This is a genomic window from Bradyrhizobium lablabi (assembly GCF_900141755.1).
Taxonomy (GTDB): Bacteria; Pseudomonadota; Alphaproteobacteria; order Rhizobiales; family Xanthobacteraceae; genus Bradyrhizobium; species Bradyrhizobium lablabi_A.
Genome location: NZ_LT670844.1, coordinates 6,149,230 through 6,169,357, shown reverse-complemented (window position 1 = coordinate 6,169,357; position 20,128 = coordinate 6,149,230). Strand labels below are relative to the sequence as shown.

The 20,128-nt window shown below is 62.2% G+C and carries 16 protein-coding genes and 1 pseudogene; 4 read left to right on the top strand and 13 right to left on the bottom strand.

Features of this window, described 5'->3' with window-relative positions:
• The first annotated feature begins 550 nt into the window (after window positions 1-550).
• Complete coding sequence (locus tag B5526_RS28530; protein ID WP_172842128.1) at window positions 551-2,161, top strand: GMC family oxidoreductase; 1,611 nt, start codon at window positions 551-553, stop codon at window positions 2,159-2,161.
• Window positions 2,162-2,235: 74 nt separating this feature from the next.
• Here B5526_RS28530 and B5526_RS39620 read toward each other — a convergent pair.
• The 5 genes and pseudogenes from B5526_RS39620 to B5526_RS28505 all read right to left on the bottom strand — a co-directional run.
• A pseudogene (locus tag B5526_RS39620) lies at window positions 2,236-2,637 on the bottom strand (glyoxalase superfamily protein); the annotation flags it as partial.
• A 343-nt stretch (window positions 2,638-2,980) separates the two neighbouring features.
• Entirely contained in the window at window positions 2,981-4,402 is a 1,422-nt protein-coding gene (locus B5526_RS28520) for an MATE family efflux transporter (protein ID WP_079543113.1), read from the bottom strand.
• 418 nt (window positions 4,403-4,820) lie between these two features.
• The gene (locus tag B5526_RS28515; RefSeq protein WP_079543112.1) at window positions 4,821-7,052 is read right to left on the bottom strand and encodes a xanthine dehydrogenase family protein molybdopterin-binding subunit; all 2,232 of its coding nucleotides are present in this window, start codon (window positions 7,050-7,052) and stop codon (window positions 4,821-4,823) included.
• Complete coding sequence (locus tag B5526_RS28510; protein WP_079543111.1) at window positions 7,049-7,543, bottom strand: (2Fe-2S)-binding protein; 495 nt, start codon at window positions 7,541-7,543, stop codon at window positions 7,049-7,051. The genes B5526_RS28515 and B5526_RS28510 overlap by 4 nt, the downstream gene beginning before the upstream one ends.
• Window positions 7,540-8,901, bottom strand: a complete 1,362-nt coding sequence (locus B5526_RS28505; RefSeq protein WP_079543110.1) for a cytochrome c — start codon at window positions 8,899-8,901, stop codon at window positions 7,540-7,542. Before B5526_RS28505 ends, B5526_RS28510 begins: the two co-directional genes overlap by 4 nt.
• Window positions 8,902-9,121: 220 nt before the next feature.
• Between B5526_RS28505 and B5526_RS28500 the strand changes: the two genes are divergently transcribed.
• Window positions 9,122-9,316: a hypothetical protein gene (locus B5526_RS28500; RefSeq protein ID WP_079543109.1), complete on the top strand. Its 195-nt coding sequence runs from the start codon at window positions 9,122-9,124 to the stop codon at window positions 9,314-9,316.
• Between the two features lie 101 nt (window positions 9,317-9,417).
• Here the strand turns inward: B5526_RS28500 and B5526_RS28495 are convergent, their stop codons facing one another.
• Window positions 9,418-9,606 (bottom strand): hypothetical protein, encoded by a 189-nt coding sequence (locus B5526_RS28495; protein WP_079543108.1) that lies wholly within the window; start codon window positions 9,604-9,606, stop codon window positions 9,418-9,420.
• An 891-nt stretch (window positions 9,607-10,497) separates the two neighbouring features.
• Between B5526_RS28495 and B5526_RS28485 the strand changes: the two genes are divergently transcribed.
• Window positions 10,498-10,740 (top strand): hypothetical protein, encoded by a 243-nt coding sequence (locus tag B5526_RS28485; protein ID WP_154071505.1) that lies wholly within the window; start codon window positions 10,498-10,500, stop codon window positions 10,738-10,740.
• Window positions 10,741-10,814: 74 nt separating this feature from the next.
• Here the strand turns inward: B5526_RS28485 and B5526_RS28480 are convergent, their stop codons facing one another.
• The 6 genes from B5526_RS28480 to B5526_RS28455 all read right to left on the bottom strand — a co-directional run bounded on the left by B5526_RS28480 (window position 10,815) and on the right by B5526_RS28455 (window position 16,638).
• Window positions 10,815-11,606 carry a GntR family transcriptional regulator gene (locus B5526_RS28480; protein ID WP_172842127.1) on the bottom strand — a complete coding sequence of 264 codons (792 nt, stop codon included), beginning with the start codon at window positions 11,604-11,606 and terminating at the stop codon, window positions 10,815-10,817.
• 92 nt (window positions 11,607-11,698) lie between these two features.
• Complete coding sequence (locus B5526_RS28475) at window positions 11,699-12,595, bottom strand: ABC transporter permease (RefSeq protein WP_079543104.1); 897 nt, start codon at window positions 12,593-12,595, stop codon at window positions 11,699-11,701.
• Window positions 12,592-13,404, bottom strand: coding sequence for an ABC transporter ATP-binding protein (locus tag B5526_RS28470; RefSeq protein ID WP_079543103.1), 813 nt, complete (start codon window positions 13,402-13,404; stop codon window positions 12,592-12,594). Before B5526_RS28470 ends, B5526_RS28475 begins: the two co-directional genes overlap by 4 nt.
• Before the next feature lie 42 nt (window positions 13,405-13,446).
• Window positions 13,447-14,475, bottom strand: coding sequence for an ABC transporter substrate-binding protein (locus B5526_RS28465; protein ID WP_079543102.1), 1,029 nt, complete (start codon window positions 14,473-14,475; stop codon window positions 13,447-13,449).
• The gene (locus B5526_RS28460; RefSeq protein WP_079543101.1) at window positions 14,472-15,839 is read right to left on the bottom strand and encodes an amidohydrolase family protein; all 1,368 of its coding nucleotides are present in this window, start codon (window positions 15,837-15,839) and stop codon (window positions 14,472-14,474) included. Before B5526_RS28460 ends, B5526_RS28465 begins: the two co-directional genes overlap by 4 nt.
• Complete coding sequence (locus B5526_RS28455) at window positions 15,820-16,638, bottom strand: phosphosulfolactate synthase (protein WP_079543100.1); 819 nt, start codon at window positions 16,636-16,638, stop codon at window positions 15,820-15,822. Before B5526_RS28455 ends, B5526_RS28460 begins: the two co-directional genes overlap by 20 nt.
• A gap of 245 nt (window positions 16,639-16,883) precedes the next feature.
• Here B5526_RS28455 and B5526_RS28450 point away from each other — a divergent pair, with 245 nt between their 5' ends.
• Window positions 16,884-19,139: a DUF3604 domain-containing protein gene (locus tag B5526_RS28450; RefSeq protein ID WP_079543099.1), complete on the top strand. Its 2,256-nt coding sequence runs from the start codon at window positions 16,884-16,886 to the stop codon at window positions 19,137-19,139.
• 201 nt (window positions 19,140-19,340) lie between these two features.
• Here the strand turns inward: B5526_RS28450 and B5526_RS28445 are convergent, their stop codons facing one another.
• Window positions 19,341-20,018 carry a TetR/AcrR family transcriptional regulator gene (locus B5526_RS28445; RefSeq protein WP_079543098.1) on the bottom strand — a complete coding sequence of 226 codons (678 nt, stop codon included), beginning with the start codon at window positions 20,016-20,018 and terminating at the stop codon, window positions 19,341-19,343.
• Window positions 20,019-20,128 lie beyond the last annotated feature (110 nt).

The following is a 20,128-nucleotide window of genomic DNA, read 5'->3' as shown; positions in this document are numbered from 1 at the left end:
GGAACAGCCTCCGGACGGCATGGCTGCTGCTGGACTGACAGGGTTTTGGCGTTTCCGCCTTCTCAGGATGTGAACCGCAATTTACCCGCTAAATCGTGCTCGATTGACGCGGCTTGCTCGATGTCCGCTATGCCCGGATAGCGACCAAATTCTGCAGCGCAGCGAAATGTCGCGATGTGCCAACAGCGGAAGTACCTCGTTAAACAGGAATACGTAAGCTCGCTCGCTGAGCGGTGAAGGCGACAGCTGGCGCGGCACCCATCTGCACGCTAGAAAATGCCGCGAGTGAGCCGACCGTGATGGCTCAAGCTGGTTCCCCGTCTGTCGAAATAGCGAGGCGCATTCGGCAAACTTCCCCTGTTTCGGATGTAACCAGGTTCGCTCGTTCTGAAATCGCCGTGTAACCGCGCTTACCGACGTTTAGCGTCGGCATGACACCAGCCTGAAGAGTCCTGCCAGGTTTCCTCGCAGCGTCCTGGTACATTGTCGCCTGGGCCGACGAGCTCAAGGAAAAGCCACGCGGCCGTCGCATCTGTCCGGAATAAGCATTTTGTGCAACACGTATGATTACGTCATTGTCGGCGGCGGATCGGCGGGCTGCGTTCTAGCCAATCGCCTCAGCGAAGATCCGCAAGTGAGCGTTCTTTTGCTCGAGGCTGGCGGCCGGGACAGTGACCCGCTCATCTCCATACCGCTCGGCATGGGCAAGATGCACGCTTATCGCTTGCATGATTGGGGCTATCACGCTGAGCCTGAATCCAATCTCGACAATCGCCGCATCGAGGCGATGCGCGGCAAGGTGCTGGGCGGCTGTTCGTCAATCAATGTCATGGCTTATACGCGCGGTCATCCCGGCGATTACGATCGCTGGGCGCGCAATGGCGCAACCGGCTGGTCCTATAAAGACGTGCTGCCCTATTTCAAGCGGGGCGAGAGTTGGGAAGGCGGGGAGGATGAGTGGCGTGGGGACGCCGGCCCGCTCGGCACGCAGCCGGCAAAGACGCGCGATCCGATCTTCATGGCCTGGATCGAGGCAGGAAAGGCCGCTGGCTATCCCTATACGTCAGACTACAACGCTGCACAGCAGGTAGGATTTGGCCGTGGCCAATATACCATTCGTGACGGTCGCCGCTCCTCCGCCTCGCGTGCCTATCTGCGGCCGGTCCTCGATCGCCCCAATCTGGCGGTCGCGGTCGGCGCCCATGCGTTGAAGGTGGTGTTCAACGGCACGCGGGCGAGCGCTGTCGAGTACGCCAAGAGCGGAGCGATCCTGCGCGCGGGTGCGGCGCGCGAGATCATTCTCTCGGCGGGAGCCTTCAACACACCGCAGCTCCTCATGCTGTCCGGCTTGGGTCCGGCCGATCATCTCAGAGAGATGGGGATTACGCCGGTTGCTGATCTGCCGGGAGTAGGCGAGAATTTGCAGGATCATCTCGGCGCCTGGATCCTCTGGCGACGCCGCTCGCCGGGGAGTTTCCATCGCGAGATGCGCCTCGATCGCATGGCGGTGAGCATGGTGCGCGCCTATCTCTTCGGGACAGGGCCTGGCACCGTGGTTCCTGGCGGTCTCCACGCTTTCGTCAAGACGCAGAGGGATCTCGGCGTTCCCGACATCGAATTCATGTTCCACACCGTCTCCCCGCAGGCACGCTTATGGCTTCCCATTCTGCGCCCCGCCTATCCCGATGCTTATGGTATCCGACCGACGTTGTTGCATCCGGTGAGCCGCGGCCGGGTACGGTTGCGCTCGGCCGATCCGCGGGAACCGATGCGGATCAATTTCCGCTTCTTGACCGAGCCCGAGGATTTGCCGCCGCTGCGCGAGGGGATCCGACGTGCCCGCGTCGTCGGTGGCAAAAGGGCGATGGACCCCTTTCGGGAAACGGAAATCTCGCCAGGCACCAACTGCGATACGGACGATCAGATCGATGCCTTCATTCGCCGTAAGGCATTGACCGCGCATCATCCGGCTGGCACCTGCCGGATGGGATCGGACGAGGCCGCGCCGCTCGATCCTGAATTGCGCGTGCGGGGGGTCGAAGCGCTGCGTGTCGTCGATGCCTCGGCCATGCCCGATCTTGTCTCTGCCCACATCAACGCCTGTGTGCTGATGATGGCGGAAAAGGCGGCGGATTTGATCGGGGACACGGCGACGCGTTGAAACCCAGCGGTTAGTTTAGGGTTTCCGCCGTTGTCGATTACCAGTCTTTTCAGTTCATTGTCGAGGTAGTCGAGCAGCTCTTCAGTTAGCGCGCCAAGATCGGCGTTGCAGACGCTCATCATTGCGGAAGCATCCGCGTCGTCTATCAGCGCGAGCAGAAGATGCTCCAGTGTCGTGTACTCATGCCTTCGCTCGGTAGCGAAGACGAGGGCCCGATCGGGCGTCGCCTCAAGCGTCGCCGACAACGGCGGCACCGAATTGCTTGCTACCGTAGGCAGCGGCAGTGAGGAGACCTTCTCCCGAGCCATCGGTCTCTCCCCGTGGCTGATCTTGGCTGCGAGCGTATTCCAATCGGCTACGCCGAACATTTCGGCGACCAATTCTAGGCTGTGGTTGATGGTGATCTTGAGGTCCTTGGCGGCAAGGGCAGCACGGAGCGTTTGCGCCATGGCTTTGGCGTTGCGGAAATCACGCATGTCTTCATCCTTTGCTTGAACGAGACAGAAGTGCCAGGGGCTTGCGTTACTGGCCCGCTCGTTCGGGCAAAGGGCTCCAACGGCCGTGATAAGTTTACCGTCGCCGAAGGGCGCAAGCGGCAAGTCGTATCCACCGGGACAAAAATCGGAGCAAACGGCGATTGGTGTCAATCGCCTCCTAGGCCCGGAGTTACCGTCCCGATGCCCGCTTTGGGTCATTCGCGACCCGGCCGCTCCATGAGCAAGTCCGGCCATCTCCGCTGTGCCTCGAAAGCGGAAGTAATTTCAGAGCAAACGCGTCCCCGACGTGCCGTTGCCGGTGGTGGTGGAAACAACCCCGCGCTCAGCGGATGCCTTCTTCGTTGATCGTTTCCTCGGCAACCTGGGCGGCCTGCCGGCTCTCTTCCGTCAGCACGGTCTTTTTCCAGCCGCCTTGGGCGAACCAGCCCACCGAGACAATTGCGACAATGATGGTGGTGATCGGAAAGGACCAGAATAGGCCAGAAGCCTGCAAGGCCGTATGTTTGGAAAGGATGTAGGCCAGCGGAAACTGCAGTACGAACTGGGAGACCAGCGCGATCACCATGGCGGCGAGCATGTTGCCGGACGCACGAAAGGCGGCGACGACACAGAGCTGCACGCCGATGCCGCCCCATGCCAGGCACATGATCCGAATGAACTGCGCGCCCTCGGCAATCACATCCGGTGCGCGCGGCACAAAGAACGATACCAACGCGGGCGCGAAGAGGTAGGCCATCAGGCCCACGACCGAGAGAATGGCAAAACTGGCGCCGGCACCGAGATGCGTAACGCGTGCGGCGCGCTGCTGATTCCCCGCACCCATATTCTGGCTGACCAGGGTTGAAACCGCTTGCGACAGGCCCATCGCGGGGATGGTGACGAATTGCAGGATGTTCGACCCGATGCCATAGCCGGCCAATGTCACCGTGCCGAAACTCGCCACCAGAAACGACAGCAGCATCGGTCCAAGGCCTCGCGTCGAAAGCTCGATCGACCCGGGCAAGCCCAAGAAGAACGCGCGTTTGATGTAGGCCGGGTCGGGACGAAAGCCGCGCCACGACAGCTGGATGCCATGACGGCCGCGCAGGAAGATCGCGATTCCGAGCAGGGCCGCGAGCCCCTTTGTCGCCAGCGTCGCGAGCGCCGCGCCCATCACGCCCTGCGGCGGCAGAGGTCCCAGGCCGAAGATGAACAACGGATCGAGCAGGAAATTCAGGACCACGGTTCCGAACACGATCAATAGCGGCGTTCTGGTCTCGCCGACGCCGCGCATCAGCGCCTGAAACATGGCGTAGACGAAAATGAAGATGATGCCGACAAAGGACACCCGCATGAACCCGAGCGCGCCGGCATAGACGTCGGGTGCGACGCCCAGCAGTTTGAGCAATGGGGGCGCCAGCGCGTAGCCCGCCGCGCCAAGAACCGCTGACGTGACCGTGACCATCAACATGGTCTGCGCCGCGACATGATTGACCAGATCCTGCCGCCCCGCGCCCATGTATTGGGCCGACAGCGTCGCTCCGGCAATGCCGAGCCCCGCACCCAGTGCGATCACGAGGAAGGTGACGGGAAAACTGACCGACACGGCCGCTACCGCCGCTGCGCCCAATCGTCCGACCCAGAACGCATCGGTCAACTGGTAGCCGGTCTGCAGGAGATTACCCAAAATGATCGGGATCGCGAGGCGAAGCAGTGCGCCGCCGATCGGTCCCTCGAGAAATAGCTTTTGGCGGTCAGACGGCATATCGCGGGCGTTCTCTCCGTTCGCGGTATGCCGCGCAAGTCGAAATGTCGGTGGTCCGGGTCCGCCGTGCCTCTCGACGGAACTTGCTGGGCGATGTTCACGATGGCGCCACAGACGGGAACCATGCGTGGACAGCAGCGTTCTCCGCCGATACCTGACGGAGAGCCGCATGTGGGATAGTCATGATCGGAAGGGCTTGATCAACGCCGGAACGCTCACCGTCCTGGCCGCGGCGTTCGTTCTGGTCCTAGCCATCCTCGTATGGGGACCCGGGAGCACCAGGCACGTCGAGAGTAATCCCGGCCCGAGCGGAACAGCGGGGTCGACGAGGGTGGACCAGACCCCGCCGCCAGCCGAAGGTCCCTCAGGCAATACCACGGGGTCGGCGCGCTGACGCCGATGCTTGGATAGTGGCATCTCACGCGTCGATCGCATCCTTGATCTTCTTCCGCGTCAGCGGCAGATCGCGCAGCCGTTTTCCGGTGGCGTTGGCGATGGCGTTGGCGATCGAAGCCGCCGCCGGCCCCTGTCCGGTTTCGCCGCTGCCGAGGAAAGGTTTTCCGGGCCGGTTGATGACATGCACCGCGACCCTGTCGGGCACCGAATTGAAGCGCAGGATCGGATAAGTCTGCCAATCGATACTGGTGATCCTGGTGTCGTCGAAAGTGACGCTCTCGTACAAGGTCCAGCTCATCGACTGCACGATCGCGCCTTCGATCTGGTTGATCAGGCCATCCGGATTGACCACCTGACCGCTGTCGACCGCCGCCACCGCGCGCACCAGCCGCGGACGCCCGGTCTCGCGATTGACTTCCACCTCGCTGGCAATGGCGCAGTATGCCGCCAGGTTCTTGTAGCGCGCGAAGGCAAATCCGTAGCCGCGATCCCTTGGCGCTTTCTGCCCCTTCCGCCATCCGAAACCCTCCGCCGCCTTCGCGATCACGTCGCGCCCGCGCGGATCCTCGAGATGTTTCAGCCTGAACTCGACGGGATCGGCGCCGGCAGCAAGCGCCAGTTCATCCATAAAACTCTCGATCGAAAATACGTTGTGATAGGCGCCGAGCGCCCGCATCGCCGAAATCCGCAGCGGCATATCAGGAATGAAGTGATGCACGACATTCGCGTTGGGGAACTTGTAGATCGGGATCGCGTTGCGGTCGCCGCCGCCTTCGGGAAGCGGAATAGGCTTTGCAGCCGGCACGGCGAAGGGTTGCGCCATGTGCTGCGCCGCCAGCATCGCTCCGGCGCCGCCCGGCCGCATTGAATGGGTGTTGCTCCAGACCTCGAAATTCCAGTCGGCGACCGTGCCGTTGTCGTCGAGCGAGGCCTTCAACTTCGTCACCATCGCCGGGCCGAACGGCTCCCAGGCATGTTCCTGCTCGCGCATCCATTGCACGCGGACCGGCGTGCCGGGCAATGCGCGCGCAATCAGCGCCGCATCGGCCGCGGCATCGTCGGCGCCGTTATGCCCGTAGCACCCGGAGCCTTCGACGTGGATGCAACGGACGCTCGCGGGCGGAACGCGCAGCATCTCCGCGATGGCCTGACGATCGGGATAGACACCCTGGGTGTGGGTCCATACCGTCATCGCGCCGTCGGCGAATTGGGCAACGGCGCAAGATGGTCCGATCGAGCCGTGCGATTGATATGGCCGGGTGTAAGTTGCTTCGATGGTCTTTTGGCCGGAGACGGACGGATCGCGTTGTTCGAAGATGGTCGAGTCCTGCGATGGCAGGCTGGTGAGAATGTGAAACAGATCGTCCCGTTTCGGCAGGCCCGGCGTTTCCTTCCATTTCGCGGCAACCGACAGCGCCTGCATCGCCTTGATCGCCTGGAACTCCTTGTTGGCGACCACGGCGAGAAAATTGCCGTCACGCACCACCTTGACGACACCTGGCATTTTTTCGATTTCCCCGGTGTCGCACTCCATTAATTGCGCGCCATAACTCGGCGGACGCACGATGCGGGCGTGCACCATGCCTGGTAATCGCATGTCCTGGACATAGGCCGCCCCTCCGGTGACCTTGGCCGGGATATCGACGCGCGGAATTGGCTGGCCCATCACCTTGAATGTAGCCGGGTCTTTCAGCTTCGATCTTGGCTGCGCTTGCACATGCAGCATATCGCCGGCGACCAGATCGCCGTAAGGGATGCGCCGTCCGTCCGGTGCGATCACCGCGCCGTATTCGGTGCGGAGATTTTCAGGCGGCAGATCGAGACGCCGGGCGGCTTCCGCGATCAATAGCTCGCGCACTTGTGCGGCGGCGTTCTGGATCGCGGTGCCGCTGTCCTGCATCGAATGGCTGCCGGAGGTATAGCCTTCATTGGCGGTGAGGCGCGTATCGGCGGTGACGACCTTCAGAGTGGCGAAGGCAACGTCAAGCTCTTCGGCGGCGATCTGCTGAAAGGCGGTTCTAAAACCCTGGCCGAGTTCGGCCTTGCCGGTGAACGCGGTGATGCTGCCATCCGCATCGATCCGAATCCAGGAATCAAGATACGGCGCCGTTGCAAGGCTGCCCGGGGGTTTTGCCGCCGGTGCGGCCGGCGCGCTCTGATCTTGCGCGAAGGCATCCGACAGCGCGAAGCTGACGATCAGCGCGCCGCCGCCTTTGAGCACGCGGCGGCGGTCGAGAATGACGGGCGCGTTCATTGTGCGCTCCTCTGAACGGTCGAGGCGTCCGCGGTCCGCATCAGATGCGCGGCGCGATGCACCGCGCGCAGGATGCGCATATGGGTGCCGCAGCGACACAGATGCGGTTCCAGCTCGGCGCGGATATCGTCGTCGGTCGGTTTTGGATTTTTCTGCAGCAAAGCCTGCGCGCGCATCATCATGCCGGCGATGCAGTAGCCGCACTGCGCCGCCTGCTCTTCCATGAAGGCGCGCTGGATCGGCGCCGGTGCGTCGATCGACCCGAGACCCTCCAGCGTCGTCACCTGCTTGCCCTCGAGCAGGAGCAATGGCGTGACGCAGGACAGCACTGCCTTGCCGTCGACCATCACCGTGCAGGCGCCGCATTGGCCGAGCCCGCAGCCGAATTTCGCGGCGTTGAGCTTGAGATCGTCGCGCAGCACGTAAAGCAGCGGCGTGTCGGGTTCGGCGTCTATTTGATGTTCCCGATCATTGACCTTCAACGTCATCATGGCTTGTCTCGCTGCGTTGGATCGGCTGGTACATTGTACGGCTCAGGCATTGTCTTGAGGAACACCGTCTGCGTGCGGCGCGCGTCCGCGACGGTCGTTTCAAGCCCGTACCATGCGGGTCGGTTGCTGAAGCGCGCCCGCAAATATCTCAATAGTGCTGCGATCTGGCGGTCGTCCATGCCATCGGCAAAACCCGGCATGATCGGGCTAGCTTCGCCCTCGACGGGGCGAACGCCTGTGAGCACGATATTGGCGGCGTTGCGCGGATCGAAGTCGGAGATGGCGGTCGAGAGCGCGAGATTGATCCCGGCATAGGGCAACTGCCGGCTGCTCTCATGGCAGGTCGCGCAGGCCGCCGCGTAGATCGACGCGCCGGTGGCGTCGGCCTTTGCGCCCGGCGCCGGCGGTGACTTGGCTTGCGCAAGCAGTTCCTCGGCCCGGCGCTTGCGATCCGGCGTCGGCGCGCCGAACACGCCGGCCATATAAACCGCAATCGCCCGGACCTCGCTGTCGGGGACTTCCGACAGATTGCTGACCACCAGCGCCATCGGTCCGCGCGCGACGCCGTGATCGGGATGCCAGCCGTTGCGGAGGTAAGCGAACAAGGCGTCGGCATCCCAGGGCACCGGCGCGGGCGATTGCGCGTTGATTGCATAGGCGTGCCAATAATCGACATAGCCGCCGGCGAACTCGGCGCTTCGACGTTCAGCGCCAAGGACATTGCGCGGGGTATGGCAGGCGCCGCAATGCGCCAGCCCTTCGACCAGATAGGCGCCGCGATTCCATTCCGCGCTCTGCGTGGGATCCGGTCGGTATGTGCCGCGACGAAGAAACAGCAGCTTCCAGCCGGCGATCACAAAGCGCTGATTGAGCGGAAACGGAAGCTCGTTCTCGCGCGCGGGCGCGCGAACCGGCTCTCTTGTCATCAGATAAGCGTAGAGGGCCCGGTCATCCTCGTCGGTGACATTGACAAAATGATCATAGGGAAAGGTCGGATAGAGGTGTCGTCCGTCACGGTCGACACCGGAGCGCATGGCGCGGCGGAACGCTGCCTCCGGCCAGCGGCCGATACCTGTTTCCGGTTCCGGCGTGATATTCGACGAATAGATCGTGCCGAACGGCGTTGGCACCGGAAGTCCGCCGGCAAAATACTTGCCGCCGCGCACGGTGTGACAATCGTTGCAGTTACCGATTGCGGCAAGATCGCGGCCGCGCTTGACGAGCGCTTTGTCGAAAGATTGTGGCGGAGGTGGATCGATCGCCGATATCGCCGGCCGCCATGTGATCGCAAAAGCGGCAACCGCCCCGCCAATCAACAACGCCGCGACGGCGCTTCCGATGATCCGTGACTTCGTCATCCGGCCCTACGGCTTTTTTCGTTATCTAGCACATGTCCGTGCTCAGCGCTTGTGCAGGAGCGGCTGCGTCACGGCCTGAAATGTAACAGGAATGCAACACACACCAACATTGTTCCGATGTTCTTAGTACGTTCGAAAGAGTTCATGATCGGCATCCGTCATACGCGATAAGTTAGTTCGGGCTGAGGTTACCGTGCTTCCACTGTGAAGGAGAGCCGAGATGCCAGCCTACGTCCAGCATCACGAAATCGAGACCGTACCCGTCGTCTGCCCCGGCTGTGTCGGGTTGCTTCCCATGTTTGTGAGAGACGTCGAGCCGCATTGGAGCATGGCCAAGATCGACTTCATCTATGAGTGCTCCGACTGCGGCGCCGAAGTCAGGCAGACCGTAACGAAGCCCGAACGACAGCACTGACGCGCCCACGCCCGGCTGTCTCGCCGTGGCGACGACGATCGAAGTGACCGCGCACTGCTCAGTGCTCTAACGGAAGTGAAAAGGTTTCGCGCGTCCGCCCGCTACGAGGTGGATGTCTGGGCCTCGGCGCTTTCAAGATTGCATTCTCTAAAATGAAACGCAATTTCATCGAGCGCGCGTTGCTCCCATTCTTTGGCTTGTGCCAGCCAGAATATCCTGCGCTCGGAATCCCGCATGGCGCGCTCTCGGCACACAAATTCCTGGTTACGAATTTCGACCAGCTTTTTCATCAACTCACACTCCCGCAGTGTGATGCCAATTTGCCTGGCTAGCTTAGCAGAAATCGGGAGCCGTGTGCCTTAACTTTGTGCTGTGGAAAAAATGGCAGCCCTCTTGTCCCTGGGCCGACATCGCAGTGCAGCACGCATGCTTGCGCATCAGCGCGTGCACAACTGGATGATCGATGCGCCGGCCGCATCAACGGCGTGCTCGTTAGCCCATGAACTGACCGGAATGTGCACGCATCCATGCGAAGGTTCCCGGCGTTCTCGCCTGCATCGTTTGCCATTCGAGTTCTTGACTCTCAGGAATATCTGCCGCAGCATTTGGCGTGCTGCACCTCTGGACTCAGGGGTAATCGGCCCCTGGCTTCGCAGGCAATGACGTCCGATCATGTGATTTGGACGCCGCGCAGTAGACACGGACACGATATGACATCGTGTGAAGCGACTTCATGTAGTGTTCGCCGGCCCACACTTTTTGGTGAGGAGCATGACGCCACCGGGTAAGTTGCATCGACCTTGCCCAAGGACAAGGTCACGGCGCAGATAAAGGTGATCCGCAGCTGCTAGCCGTCATTTGCGCCGCCGACAATTCAGATCAGATCCGCGAGACCCGGAGTGCAAAGGCCACGCGCTTTCCAGGTTTCGACACAAAACTGGTGTGTACCAGAAATCCTTCGCAAAGCGCGAAGATCACGGGCCCCGCGATGCTCTGATGCACCGGGGCCCAATCATTTGCAGGGCCCAGTGATTCGAAACAGCGCTCGCGGAACAGGCTCGGCCTCCCAACGTTCCCATATCTCCTGATCGATATCGTAAACGCCGAGCCGCCGGTCCTTACCTGTATGATCGGGCCTTCGATCATCCAGGTAACGCCCCTCAGCAACGACGGAGGCGACGATGAAACGGAGTTTACTCTGCCTCACCTTGCTTTTGATTTTGGACGCGTCCTGTCTGTCCCAGGCTGCGAAGACCGAACCGGCGTTCTACGTTGTGCTGAATTCCCTGACCAAGAACTGCACCGTCGCCGACAAGATGCCGCGCACCGACTCGCCGAACATCACGGTGGCGAGCGACACCATCTACCGATCGCGCGCGGAAGCGGAAACTGCGATCAAGACCTTGGCCACGTGCAAACAATAAAGGCAGCTGGATTCCGCTGAGCGGAAACCAACAACGTTACAGCATGTCCCGAAAACCCCAGGGGTTCCGCTTCGTCAGTTCGAGCGCCGTTCGTGCCGCCCGCCCGGGGCGCGATTGCCGGATGGCGAAATCTCGAGAAAATATCCGCCGGCCGGCACAAACAGCGACTGGAAGGTAATGATCTCCTGCCCAATGCTGCGACCGATTGCATTCACCACCATTCCGGAACTGCCGCGATCGATCTGCAGCGATGCGCATACGTCGTCGTCGAGCACGCATGGCAGGATGAATTGGTCCAATGAGAGCGTCGGCACATCGAATTCATCAGCCAGCACCCTTTTGAGATTTCCTGTCATCTTGCTCTGCGGCAGTTTCATGATTTTCGGAAACCGGCCGAGCCGCGCATAGAGCCGGCTCAGACAGCGAAAGTCGCCATTGACGGTGAGTTTGCGCGTCAGCTCCCAGTAGCCCTTTTCATCGGGGCCGAGCGCGTCGGCCCAGGGCCCCGGCCCGCGCAGCAGACGGCGGTCGACGAACTCCACGCTCACCGGCAATGGTGCTTCGCCGAGCCGCTCGACGAAGCGAAATTGCCAGAGTTCCTCGACCGGAAGTTCCGATCGCGCAATGAACGTGCCGCGGCCATGCTCGCGCGTCAGTGCGCGATCGGCGGCGAGCCGGGTCAGCGCCCGTTGCACGGTGCCGAGGCTTACCCCGACCGCCCGCGACAGCTCCTGCTCGGGAGGAAGCTGATCGCCCGGCCGGAAGTGTCCCTTGCGGATCGCTGACAGAACGGCGTTCCGCAGCCGCACATGCTTCGGGAGATCCGGCGTCTCCGCATGCGCGAACTCCGCGCGGAGGTGCTCCAAATTCCGCTCCAAAACTTCTCCCGACATGGTCAGCTTCTTCCAAATGATGCAAAAGACAAAAGTGTTTTATACCTGCAGGTGATTCGACGCGGCTAGCGCTGCATGCCCCATTTGTCGACCGTATGTTTTTCGATCGTTCGGAAGATGACGCTTTCGACAAACAGCCCGATCAGGATGACGGTCAGAAGGCCGGCAAAGACATTGGGGACCTCGAGCGCGTTGCGATTTTCATAGATGAACCAGCCGAGGCCGCCCTTGCCGGAGCTCGTTCCGTAAACCAGCTCTGCGGCGATCAGCGTGCGCCACGCAAAAGCCCAGCCGATCTTCAACCCGGTCAGGATCGAGGGGAACGCCGCCGGCACCAGGATTTGCGCGACATAGCGGATGCCCTTGAGGCCGAAATTATTGCCCGCCATCCGCAACGTAGCGGGAACGCCGAGAAAGCCCGACAGCGTGTTGAGCGAGACGCTCCATAGCACCGAATGGATCAAGACGAACACCAGCGCCTCGTTGCCGAGCCCGAACCACAGCAGCGCGAGCGGCAGCAGTCCGATCGCCGGCAGCGGATTGAACATCGCCGTCAATGTCGACAGCAGATCAGCGCCGAACCGCGTCGAAACCGCAAACGTCGTCAAGACGGCTGCCAGCGCGACGCCGATGACGTAACCTGCGATCAGCACTTTCATCGACGTCAGGCAGCGCAGCAGGATGACGTCGCTCGACTGCCAAAGCGCTAACAGCGTGTCGCTCAGCTTGGGAAACACCAGCGGATTGTCCAGCCACGTGGCGTAGCCCTGCCAGAGGAGTCCGAGCAGGATCAGGATGGCGCCGCGGCGCACCCAGGCAAGATTACCGATCTGCTCCCAGCGCGACAACAGCCGCGCGACCTCGCCGATTTCGGTCAAGTGAATCTTGGTGTCGTAGACTGCTTCCGGGCGCAGCGGCGGGAGAATCTTGTCGGTCGATTGAACGATGCCGATCCGGCTCATGTTGCACCCTCCACGCGCTCGGCAAAAAGCATGTCATGGATGCGGTCGCGCAGTTCGGTAAAAGCGCTGCCGCCGATATTGCCCTGCTGGCCGGCGTTGAGCTCGGCCTTCACCTGCCCCGGATGCGGCGAGAGCACCAGGATGCGGTTGCCGACGATGATGGCCTCCTCGATCGAATGAGTGACGAACAGCACGGTGAAGCGGATGTCATCCCATAACTGCAGCAATTCGTCCTGCATCTTGCGGCGGGTCAGCGCGTCAAGCGCCGCGAACGGCTCGTCCATCAGGAGAATATCGGGCTCCATCGCCATCGCTCTCGCGATAGCCGCGCGCTGCTTCATGCCGCCCGACAGCATGTGCGGATAGGCGTCGGCAAACTTCGTCAAGCCGACCTTGTCGATATAGGCGCCCGCCCGATCGGCGGCTTCGCGCTTCGGATAACGATGGCTCGCCCGCATCGGGAACATGACGTTCTCCCTGATGGTGCGCCACGGCATCAGCTGGTCGAATTCCTGAAACACCATCATCCGGTCCGGCCCTGGAGCCGCCACCTTGCGGCCGTTCAGCCGCACCGTGCCTTCGACCGGTTTCACGAAGCCGGCGATCCCTTTCAACAGACTGGATTTGCCGCAGCCCGACGGCCCAAGCAAAATGAACCGGTCGGCGCGATACACCTTGAAGCTCACCCGGTAAGTAGCGGTGACGAGATGCTGCGCGGTCTTGTATTGCAGCGTCGCTCCTTCCAGCTCGAGCAGCGGCTCGGGCATCGGGATCGCCTCAATTTCCGGCGCGTGTCGTTCGACAATCATGAAATGTCCTAAAACCCTGATCCTGTTCGCAAGCCGTGGGCCTCAACTTCCGTCGCCATTGAGGATCGGGAAGAAATAGTCCTTCCAGCTCGTCGGGGCCTCGTGAAGCCGGCCGAGCTTCGCCATGAAGGTCGCGATCTTCAGCGAATTTTCCGGCGTGGTTGAGAATTTGGTGTCGCCGTTGACCAGGAGCTCCCGGAGCTCGTCGACGCTGAGTTTTTGGGGCTCCTTGCGCAGATATAGCTCGGCGGCTTCTTTCGGGTTTTGTGTGATCCAGGCGGTTGCGTCGCTCGCCGCCGCCGCGAAGGCTTGCAGCAGGCGCGGATTGGCGTCGTAAATGCGTTGCGTGGTGAACACCAGCGCGGCCGGCGCATAGCCGCCGAGAATGTCGGTCGAGGTCAGGATGCGATGGATGCGGGGATCGCGCAGCTCGATATTCTGGAACGGCGAAGTGGTGAGGTGCGCCGCGATCAGGCGCGCGTTGCCGGACAACAAAGCGGCGAGACCTTCCGGATGCGACATCGATACCGTCAGCGGGTCGAGCCGCTTCTCCTGGCCGTCGCCGAAAACCTGACCCGCCGCCATCTGCAACAGCGTCGACTGCATCGAGAATCCGACGCCAGAGAGCGCGATGCGATCCTGATCGGTAAAATCGCGCAAGGAGTGCAGCTTGGGGTCGTTGGCGTTCAGATACAGAACGGAATTGGAAAGGCTGGTGATGGCCTTCACCTTCTGCGCACCACGGGTCTTGTCCCACATCGTGAGCAGCGGGGTGATTGCGCCCGACACCGCCTCGACGCTGCCGCTCAGCAGCATTTCGCTGATCGCCGACGCGCTGCCGAAATCGATCAGGCGAAGGTTTGTCGGCGGCAACCCGAGGCGGGTGCAGTGTTTTGCCAGCAAATTCTGGTCTTCGATGACATAGAGCGGCAGGTAGATCAGCCCGGGCTGGCGCCCGACACGGAATTCGCTGACCTTGTCTTGCGCGCATGCCGCCGACAGTGCGGCGGCGGAAAGACTGACCAGGAGCATCAGCAGGACCGAGCGCAAGCTGTTTCTGATCTTGTTCAATTCAATCTCCCGCCGGCAGCAGCCTTATCCCGGACCAGAACCTTGCCGCCGATGATGACGGTTCGAACGCTTCCTACGTTGTTGGCGTCGACCAGTACGACATCGGCGATCTTGCCTGCCGCAAGTACGCCGCGGTCGGGGGCGAGACCAGGAAACAGGCGGGCGGGATTGGCGGTTGCCAGCGCGACCGCCGCGGCAAGGCCGACCGCTTCGGCTTTGATGGCGAGGGCAAGACCTTTCAAAATCGGCTCCCAGTCGCCGCCGGCATAATCGGTTGAAACCGTGTCGACGACACCGGCTTTCAGCATCGCCAGGAAATTATCGGGTTTTGCCTGGATGGCCTTGCCGGGAATATCCCAGGTCGAAATGTCGATGGTGACGCCGAGGGTACGCAGGCGCTTCGCCCAATCGACCGCTTCTTGCGGCTCAAAGTCGCTCTGGTTGGCATGACCGGCGACGAGTTTTGCGGCGGGATATTTTTTGGCGAGCCGTTCGATGACGCCGACTGACACCGGCGAGGTATGGAAGACCGCCCGCACGCCGGTTTTGGCAGAGAGCGCGGCGGCTTCCTCGAAGCCTTCGAGCGTGGTTGCGATCGAGGGCAGCACCGATTGGTCGATCAGCCGGCGCGCCGTTGTCACGTCGAGCCGGTCGCTGAGGCCGAGCGTATCCAGACATCTTTCGGTCCGCGCGGCATCGAAGGCATCGCGCGACAGCATGCGGCCGAGGATTGCCCACTTCAATTGCCGCGCCTGGTCCGGCCGCAGGCGAACGCCGGTCGCCTTCTCGATGACGTCGGGGATGTAAAGATAATCCTGCGCGCCGCCGCCCAGTGAATGGCCGGCGCCGATCTCCCCGATCGCTACCGCGCCGTCTTTCAGCGCTTGTTCGACGGTCATCGCGCGGTGCGGCGGCAACAGCCCCTTGCCGTCGACGAGATCGGCGGCGGCGAAATTTGATGGCGTGTGGCTGGTTGCCAAACGGGTGCGAACCGGATGGCTTGTGTCGATTTCGCGCGGCAGGCAGAACCCGCAGACGCAAAGAACCGTGGTCTCGCCGCCGAACAGATGCCGGTCGAGTTCGGCATGCACAGCCGTGCCGGAAAACGCCGGAGAGCCGACCGGCACGAACGGACCTTCCACGCAACCATGCGCGTGGGTGTTGATAATGCCGGGGATGACGATCTGCCCGGAAGCATCGATCACATCATCGTCCGGCGGACCACCGCCCGCCCCTATCTCAACGATGCGGCTGTCGCGGACTTGGACGTAGCCGTCCGGAATGACGCTGGCGCCATCTCCGGTCACGACCGTTCCGCCCGAGATCTTCATGGCATTTGCGTCCTCATGCGGGCCGATTGCCATGAACAATATTCTGCGGGCCGGCGGCGCCAAGCCCGACGCGGGTCGCTTCGAAATCGATCACCGTATCGGGCGACACATTGGCGACATTCACGTCCGGACCGAGCGCTACCACCAGGAGCTTCTTCAGCAATTCGACGTCGCAGCTGCGCACCTCCGCAATCCACGGGCCTGGCAATTCGATCATCACCCGCTTCATGTCGAGATGGCCGGTGAGTTGGTCCAACATCGCCTGATTGGGCTTTCCCGCGGTCACGAGTTCGGCGGCTTCGACCAGCACCAGCGACGCGCCTGCCTCGAAGCAAACCCCGGCCTGGTCGATCAACTCGGCCGCGGAGGTTTGATTGTCCTTGGAGCCAACTTCGCCAAACACCTCAAGCCCTGCGTCGATCGCGCCGTGAATCTGATCGCGCCGCTGCGCGGGCGTCAGCGGCACCGTATTATCCGAGATCTCGATCGTCGTGAATCCGACGCGCTTTGCTTCCGCATAAAAACCCGGCAGTGCGGAGGCGCCATGCACGGCAAAGACATATTCGTGGAACTGTCCGCCGATGAAAGGTTTGACGCCGCTTTCGAGATACTGACGGACCTTCTGCAGCAAATGCGCCTCGCGATAAAGCCGCGCCTGCCCGGTCTTGAATTTTGCGAAATCCATGTAATCGCCGGCGGTTTCGCAGAGATCGCGCTGCGCGGCCAGTCCGAGTCCCTGGTCGATCACCATGGTCAGTCCGCTCGTGCGCGGCTTGGTCAGGCTCCGTCCGGGTGGCGGTGTGATGAAATCGAAGGCGCGTGCGATGGCCATGGATTGAACTCCCCCAACGGTCGCGAGAGCGAAAACCGGCTCTGCCACAGCGACTTTCGAACCGTCCCGCACCGGCGCGGTCGTCCGACGGCAGTGTCGTTCGCGGAAAGAACTATAGCTTTAGTGCTATTGACATGTAAAGCTTGTTTTTGGGATATAGTCCTCGCGACACTGCACGCCGCGCCCGGCCCGGTTCACCGGTCACGCCGCGTTCAACCGCCACCTCGAACCGCAGGGTTAGTCTCATGCTTGGTTCCTCGTATCTCCCCGAACACATGGGCATCGCGACGCTCGAACCCGCGGGCCCGTTCGTGGCGGGATCGCATGTCGCGCTGGTCTTGACCTACACCGCGGGCAAATTCGGCATCGACGATACCGGCGACCTCAAAATCGTCTGGCGCGGAACGTCCGACATGGGCAAGCCGCAATTCACCGAGCCGACTGCTGCCAACTACACCACCGTCGAGGCATCCAATGGTGCGGTCCTGCACTGCCGGGTCGACCGCAATTTTACGCGGCCCTGGGTCAACGCGTTGTCGATCAGGGTGGGCCGCGGTTTCCTGCGCAGCGGCGATACCATCACCGTCCGCCTCGGCGACACGCGGCAGGGCTCGCCCGGGCTGCGGCTGCAGACCAATGTCGAGCCCACCTTCGAATTCAAGGTGCTGGTCGACGCCTTCGCTACTTATCAATTCACCGAACTTCCGCGGTCGCCCGAGATCGCGCTCGTTGCGGGCCCCGCGGCGCGCTGGAAGGCGCTGCTTCCGAGCCAGAACATTGTCGGCGAACCGTTTCGTCTCTGCATCGTCGCGGAGGATCGCTGGGGAAATCCGACGGCGACAGGCGTCGGCGCGCTGAAGTTCAAGACTTCCTCGGCGATTGACGGATTGCCGGATGGCCTGCTGATGCCGCGCGAGAACGGGACGTTCATTATCAAAGGATTGGTTGCGCGCACGCCCGGCGATATCGGCATCGAGATCCTGGACGAGCACGGCGCGCTGCTTTGCCGGACGACGCCGCTACGCGCGGTCGCGAACGCGCACTACCGGCATTATTGGGGCGACCTGCATGCGCAAAGCGAAGAGACCATCGGCACCAATTCGGCTGCCGACTATTTTGCGTATGCCCGCGACAAGGCTTTCGTCGACATCGTCGGACACCAGGGCAACGACTTTCAGATCACCGACGCGTTCTGGAAATCGCTCAACGATCTCACGCGCGAATTCAACGCGCCGGGACACTTTGTCGCGCTGCCCGGCTATGAATGGTCGGGCAACACCGGCATGGGCGGCGACCGCAACGTGTTTTATCGCACCGAAGGCAAGCCGATCCGCCGCTCCTCTCGGGTTCTGGTCTCCGATCCCTCCAGCGAGGATTGCTACACCGCCGAGGAATTGTTCGCCGCGCTTGCGCGCTGCAACGAAGACGCCATCGTCATCGCCCATGTCGGCGGCCGCTATGCCGACATCAAGCTCGCGCACGATGGCCGCTTCGAACGTGCCGTCGAGGTTCACTCGACCTGGGGCACCTTCGAGTGGCTGTTGCACGACGCCTTCGATCGCGGCTATCGCGTAGGAATCGTCTGCCACAGCGACGACCACAAAGGGCGGCCGGGCGCCACGCAACCCGGCGCCTCCACCTTCGGCGCGATCGGTGGATTGACCTGCTATCTGATGCCGAAGCTCGACCGCGACGCGGTTTTCGAGGCGCTGCGCCAGCGCCGCCATTACGGCACCACCGGCACACGCCTGTTCATGTCGGTGAAAGGCACGTTCGGTCGCCCGGTGCCGCAATATGCCGACGATCCGCTATTGGGCCCGACCTCCTGGCAACCAGCGAGTGAAGTGCCGATGGGCGCCATCGTCGCCAATGGCGAGGTGCCCATGCAGTTGAGCGTGGAATTGATCGGTTCATGCCCGATCGAGCGGGTCGACATTTTTCACGGCAAAACTCTCAAGCGCACCGTTCGCCCGTTTTCGCCTGATGATCTCGGAAAACGAATCCGGGTGATGTGGAGCGGCGCGGAATATCGCGGGCGCGGGCGTGAGGTTAACTGGCGCGGCAAGGCCAGCGTCGATGGCAATCGCATCGAACGGGTCGAGGCGGTGAATTTCCTCAACCCGGATAAACCCCTGCGGCATGCCAAGGACAGCGGCGTGGTCACATGGGATTCCGTCACCACCGGAAACATGGCGGGTTTTGACCTTTGGCTCGAGTCCGGGCGGACCGGCGTGCTTTCGATCGAGACCAATATCGTCTCGGCGCAATGCGATCTCGCGGGCCTCGATGACGGCGAGATGGTCTTCGAGGCCGGTGGCCTCGGCCGGCAACTGCGCGTTTATCGCCTGCCGGAAGGCAAAAAGGTCACGTCGATGCACCTCACCCATGAGGTAACCGAGACCTCGCAGGCCGGCCACGACGTCCCGGTCTACGTGCGCGTGACCCAGGAAGATGGCCATCAGGCGTGGTCGAGCCCGATCTACCTGATCAAGGCGCCGTAAGCCGGCCGGATACGCTAGGCTCCTCCGTCAACAGCCGTCATACCCCGCCACCGGGTCTCGCCTTCGGCGAGCCCGATGACAGGCTCCAGCGGGGTATCCAGTACGCCGCGGCACTTCGATTTCCATCACTAACGCTTCGGGATGCTGGATCACCCGCATTCGCGGGTGATGACGACTCTGTGTGTGGCGGAGATATCGCGATCACCGGCCGCGAGTGCCGGTCTCGCAGCCGCGCAGGAATAGTGCCGCACAGCGGCGCGCCCGTGCCTCGATCTGCGGACGCGACGGCAGCGGCACGTGACCGAACAGCGCGGCGCGGCGCGGCGCCGATGTGACCATGCCGAGCAGCATTCCGGCGGCGTCGTCGACGTCCTCGAGCACGATCAAGCCGCGGCTCTCTTGCACCCGCAGCCAATCCGCCAGCGCCGCTCCGGTGCGCACAATGGCATTACGATAGAACACTCCGGCGAGATCGGAAAACTTGCCGGTCTCCTGCAGGATGATGCGTTGGAGCGCGATCACTTCTTCGTCAAGCGCGAGGTCCGCGCAGACCATCAGCGCGGCGCAGAGTGCCGTTTCGAGATCAGTGTGATCCCCGCTCTGCAGCTTGACCTCGGAGACGAAACGGTCGAGCCGGTCGGCCACCATCCCTTCGAACAAGGCGGCCTTGTTCGGGATCAGGCGATACAGCGTCTTGGTGGAAACCCCGGCGCGGCGTGCCACCGTCTCGATGCTGGTCGCGGCATAGCCGGCGCCTGCGAATTCGTGGCGCGCCGCCTCGTAGATGATCTGGCGGGTCTCGTCGTCGGGCCGCACCTGCGGGCGGCCGCGACAGCGCCGGTCTTGTGTCGGGTCCTGGGGGGTGTCGATCTCAGCCATGCTTTTACATGATGCCTGTCATTCCATTGACAGTCCGAACATAGGCGCTATTTTGGAAAATATCAAGTTTCCTAATTGCCGACGCCCGGCGAAGGCCACCTGGAGCAAGT

Excerpts from the sequence above, each read along its gene's own strand:
- B5526_RS28520 (WP_079543113.1), bottom strand. The coding sequence starts at position 4,402 with ATGCCGTCTGACCGCCAAAAGCTATTTCTCGAGGGACCGATCGGCGGC.
- B5526_RS28515 (WP_079543112.1), bottom strand. The coding sequence starts at position 7,052 with ATGAACGCGCCCGTCATTCTCGACCGCCGCCGCGTGCTCAAAGGCGGC.
- B5526_RS28510 (WP_079543111.1), bottom strand. The coding sequence starts at position 7,543 with ATGATGACGTTGAAGGTCAATGATCGGGAACATCAAATAGACGCCGAA.
- B5526_RS28505 (WP_079543110.1), bottom strand. The coding sequence starts at position 8,901 with ATGACGAAGTCACGGATCATCGGAAGCGCCGTCGCGGCGTTGTTGATT.
- B5526_RS28500 (WP_079543109.1), top strand. The coding sequence starts at position 9,122 with ATGCCAGCCTACGTCCAGCATCACGAAATCGAGACCGTACCCGTCGTC.
- B5526_RS28495 (WP_079543108.1), bottom strand. The coding sequence starts at position 9,606 with ATGAAAAAGCTGGTCGAAATTCGTAACCAGGAATTTGTGTGCCGAGAG.
- B5526_RS28485 (WP_154071505.1), top strand. The coding sequence starts at position 10,498 with ATGAAACGGAGTTTACTCTGCCTCACCTTGCTTTTGATTTTGGACGCG.
- B5526_RS28475 (WP_079543104.1), bottom strand. The coding sequence starts at position 12,595 with ATGAGCCGGATCGGCATCGTTCAATCGACCGACAAGATTCTCCCGCCG.
- B5526_RS28470 (WP_079543103.1), bottom strand. The coding sequence starts at position 13,404 with ATGATTGTCGAACGACACGCGCCGGAAATTGAGGCGATCCCGATGCCC.
- B5526_RS28460 (WP_079543101.1), bottom strand. The coding sequence starts at position 15,839 with ATGGCAATCGGCCCGCATGAGGACGCAAATGCCATGAAGATCTCGGGC.
- B5526_RS28455 (WP_079543100.1), bottom strand. The coding sequence starts at position 16,638 with ATGGCCATCGCACGCGCCTTCGATTTCATCACACCGCCACCCGGACGG.
- B5526_RS28450 (WP_079543099.1), top strand. The coding sequence starts at position 16,884 with ATGCTTGGTTCCTCGTATCTCCCCGAACACATGGGCATCGCGACGCTC.
- B5526_RS28445 (WP_079543098.1), bottom strand. The coding sequence starts at position 20,018 with ATGGCTGAGATCGACACCCCCCAGGACCCGACACAAGACCGGCGCTGT.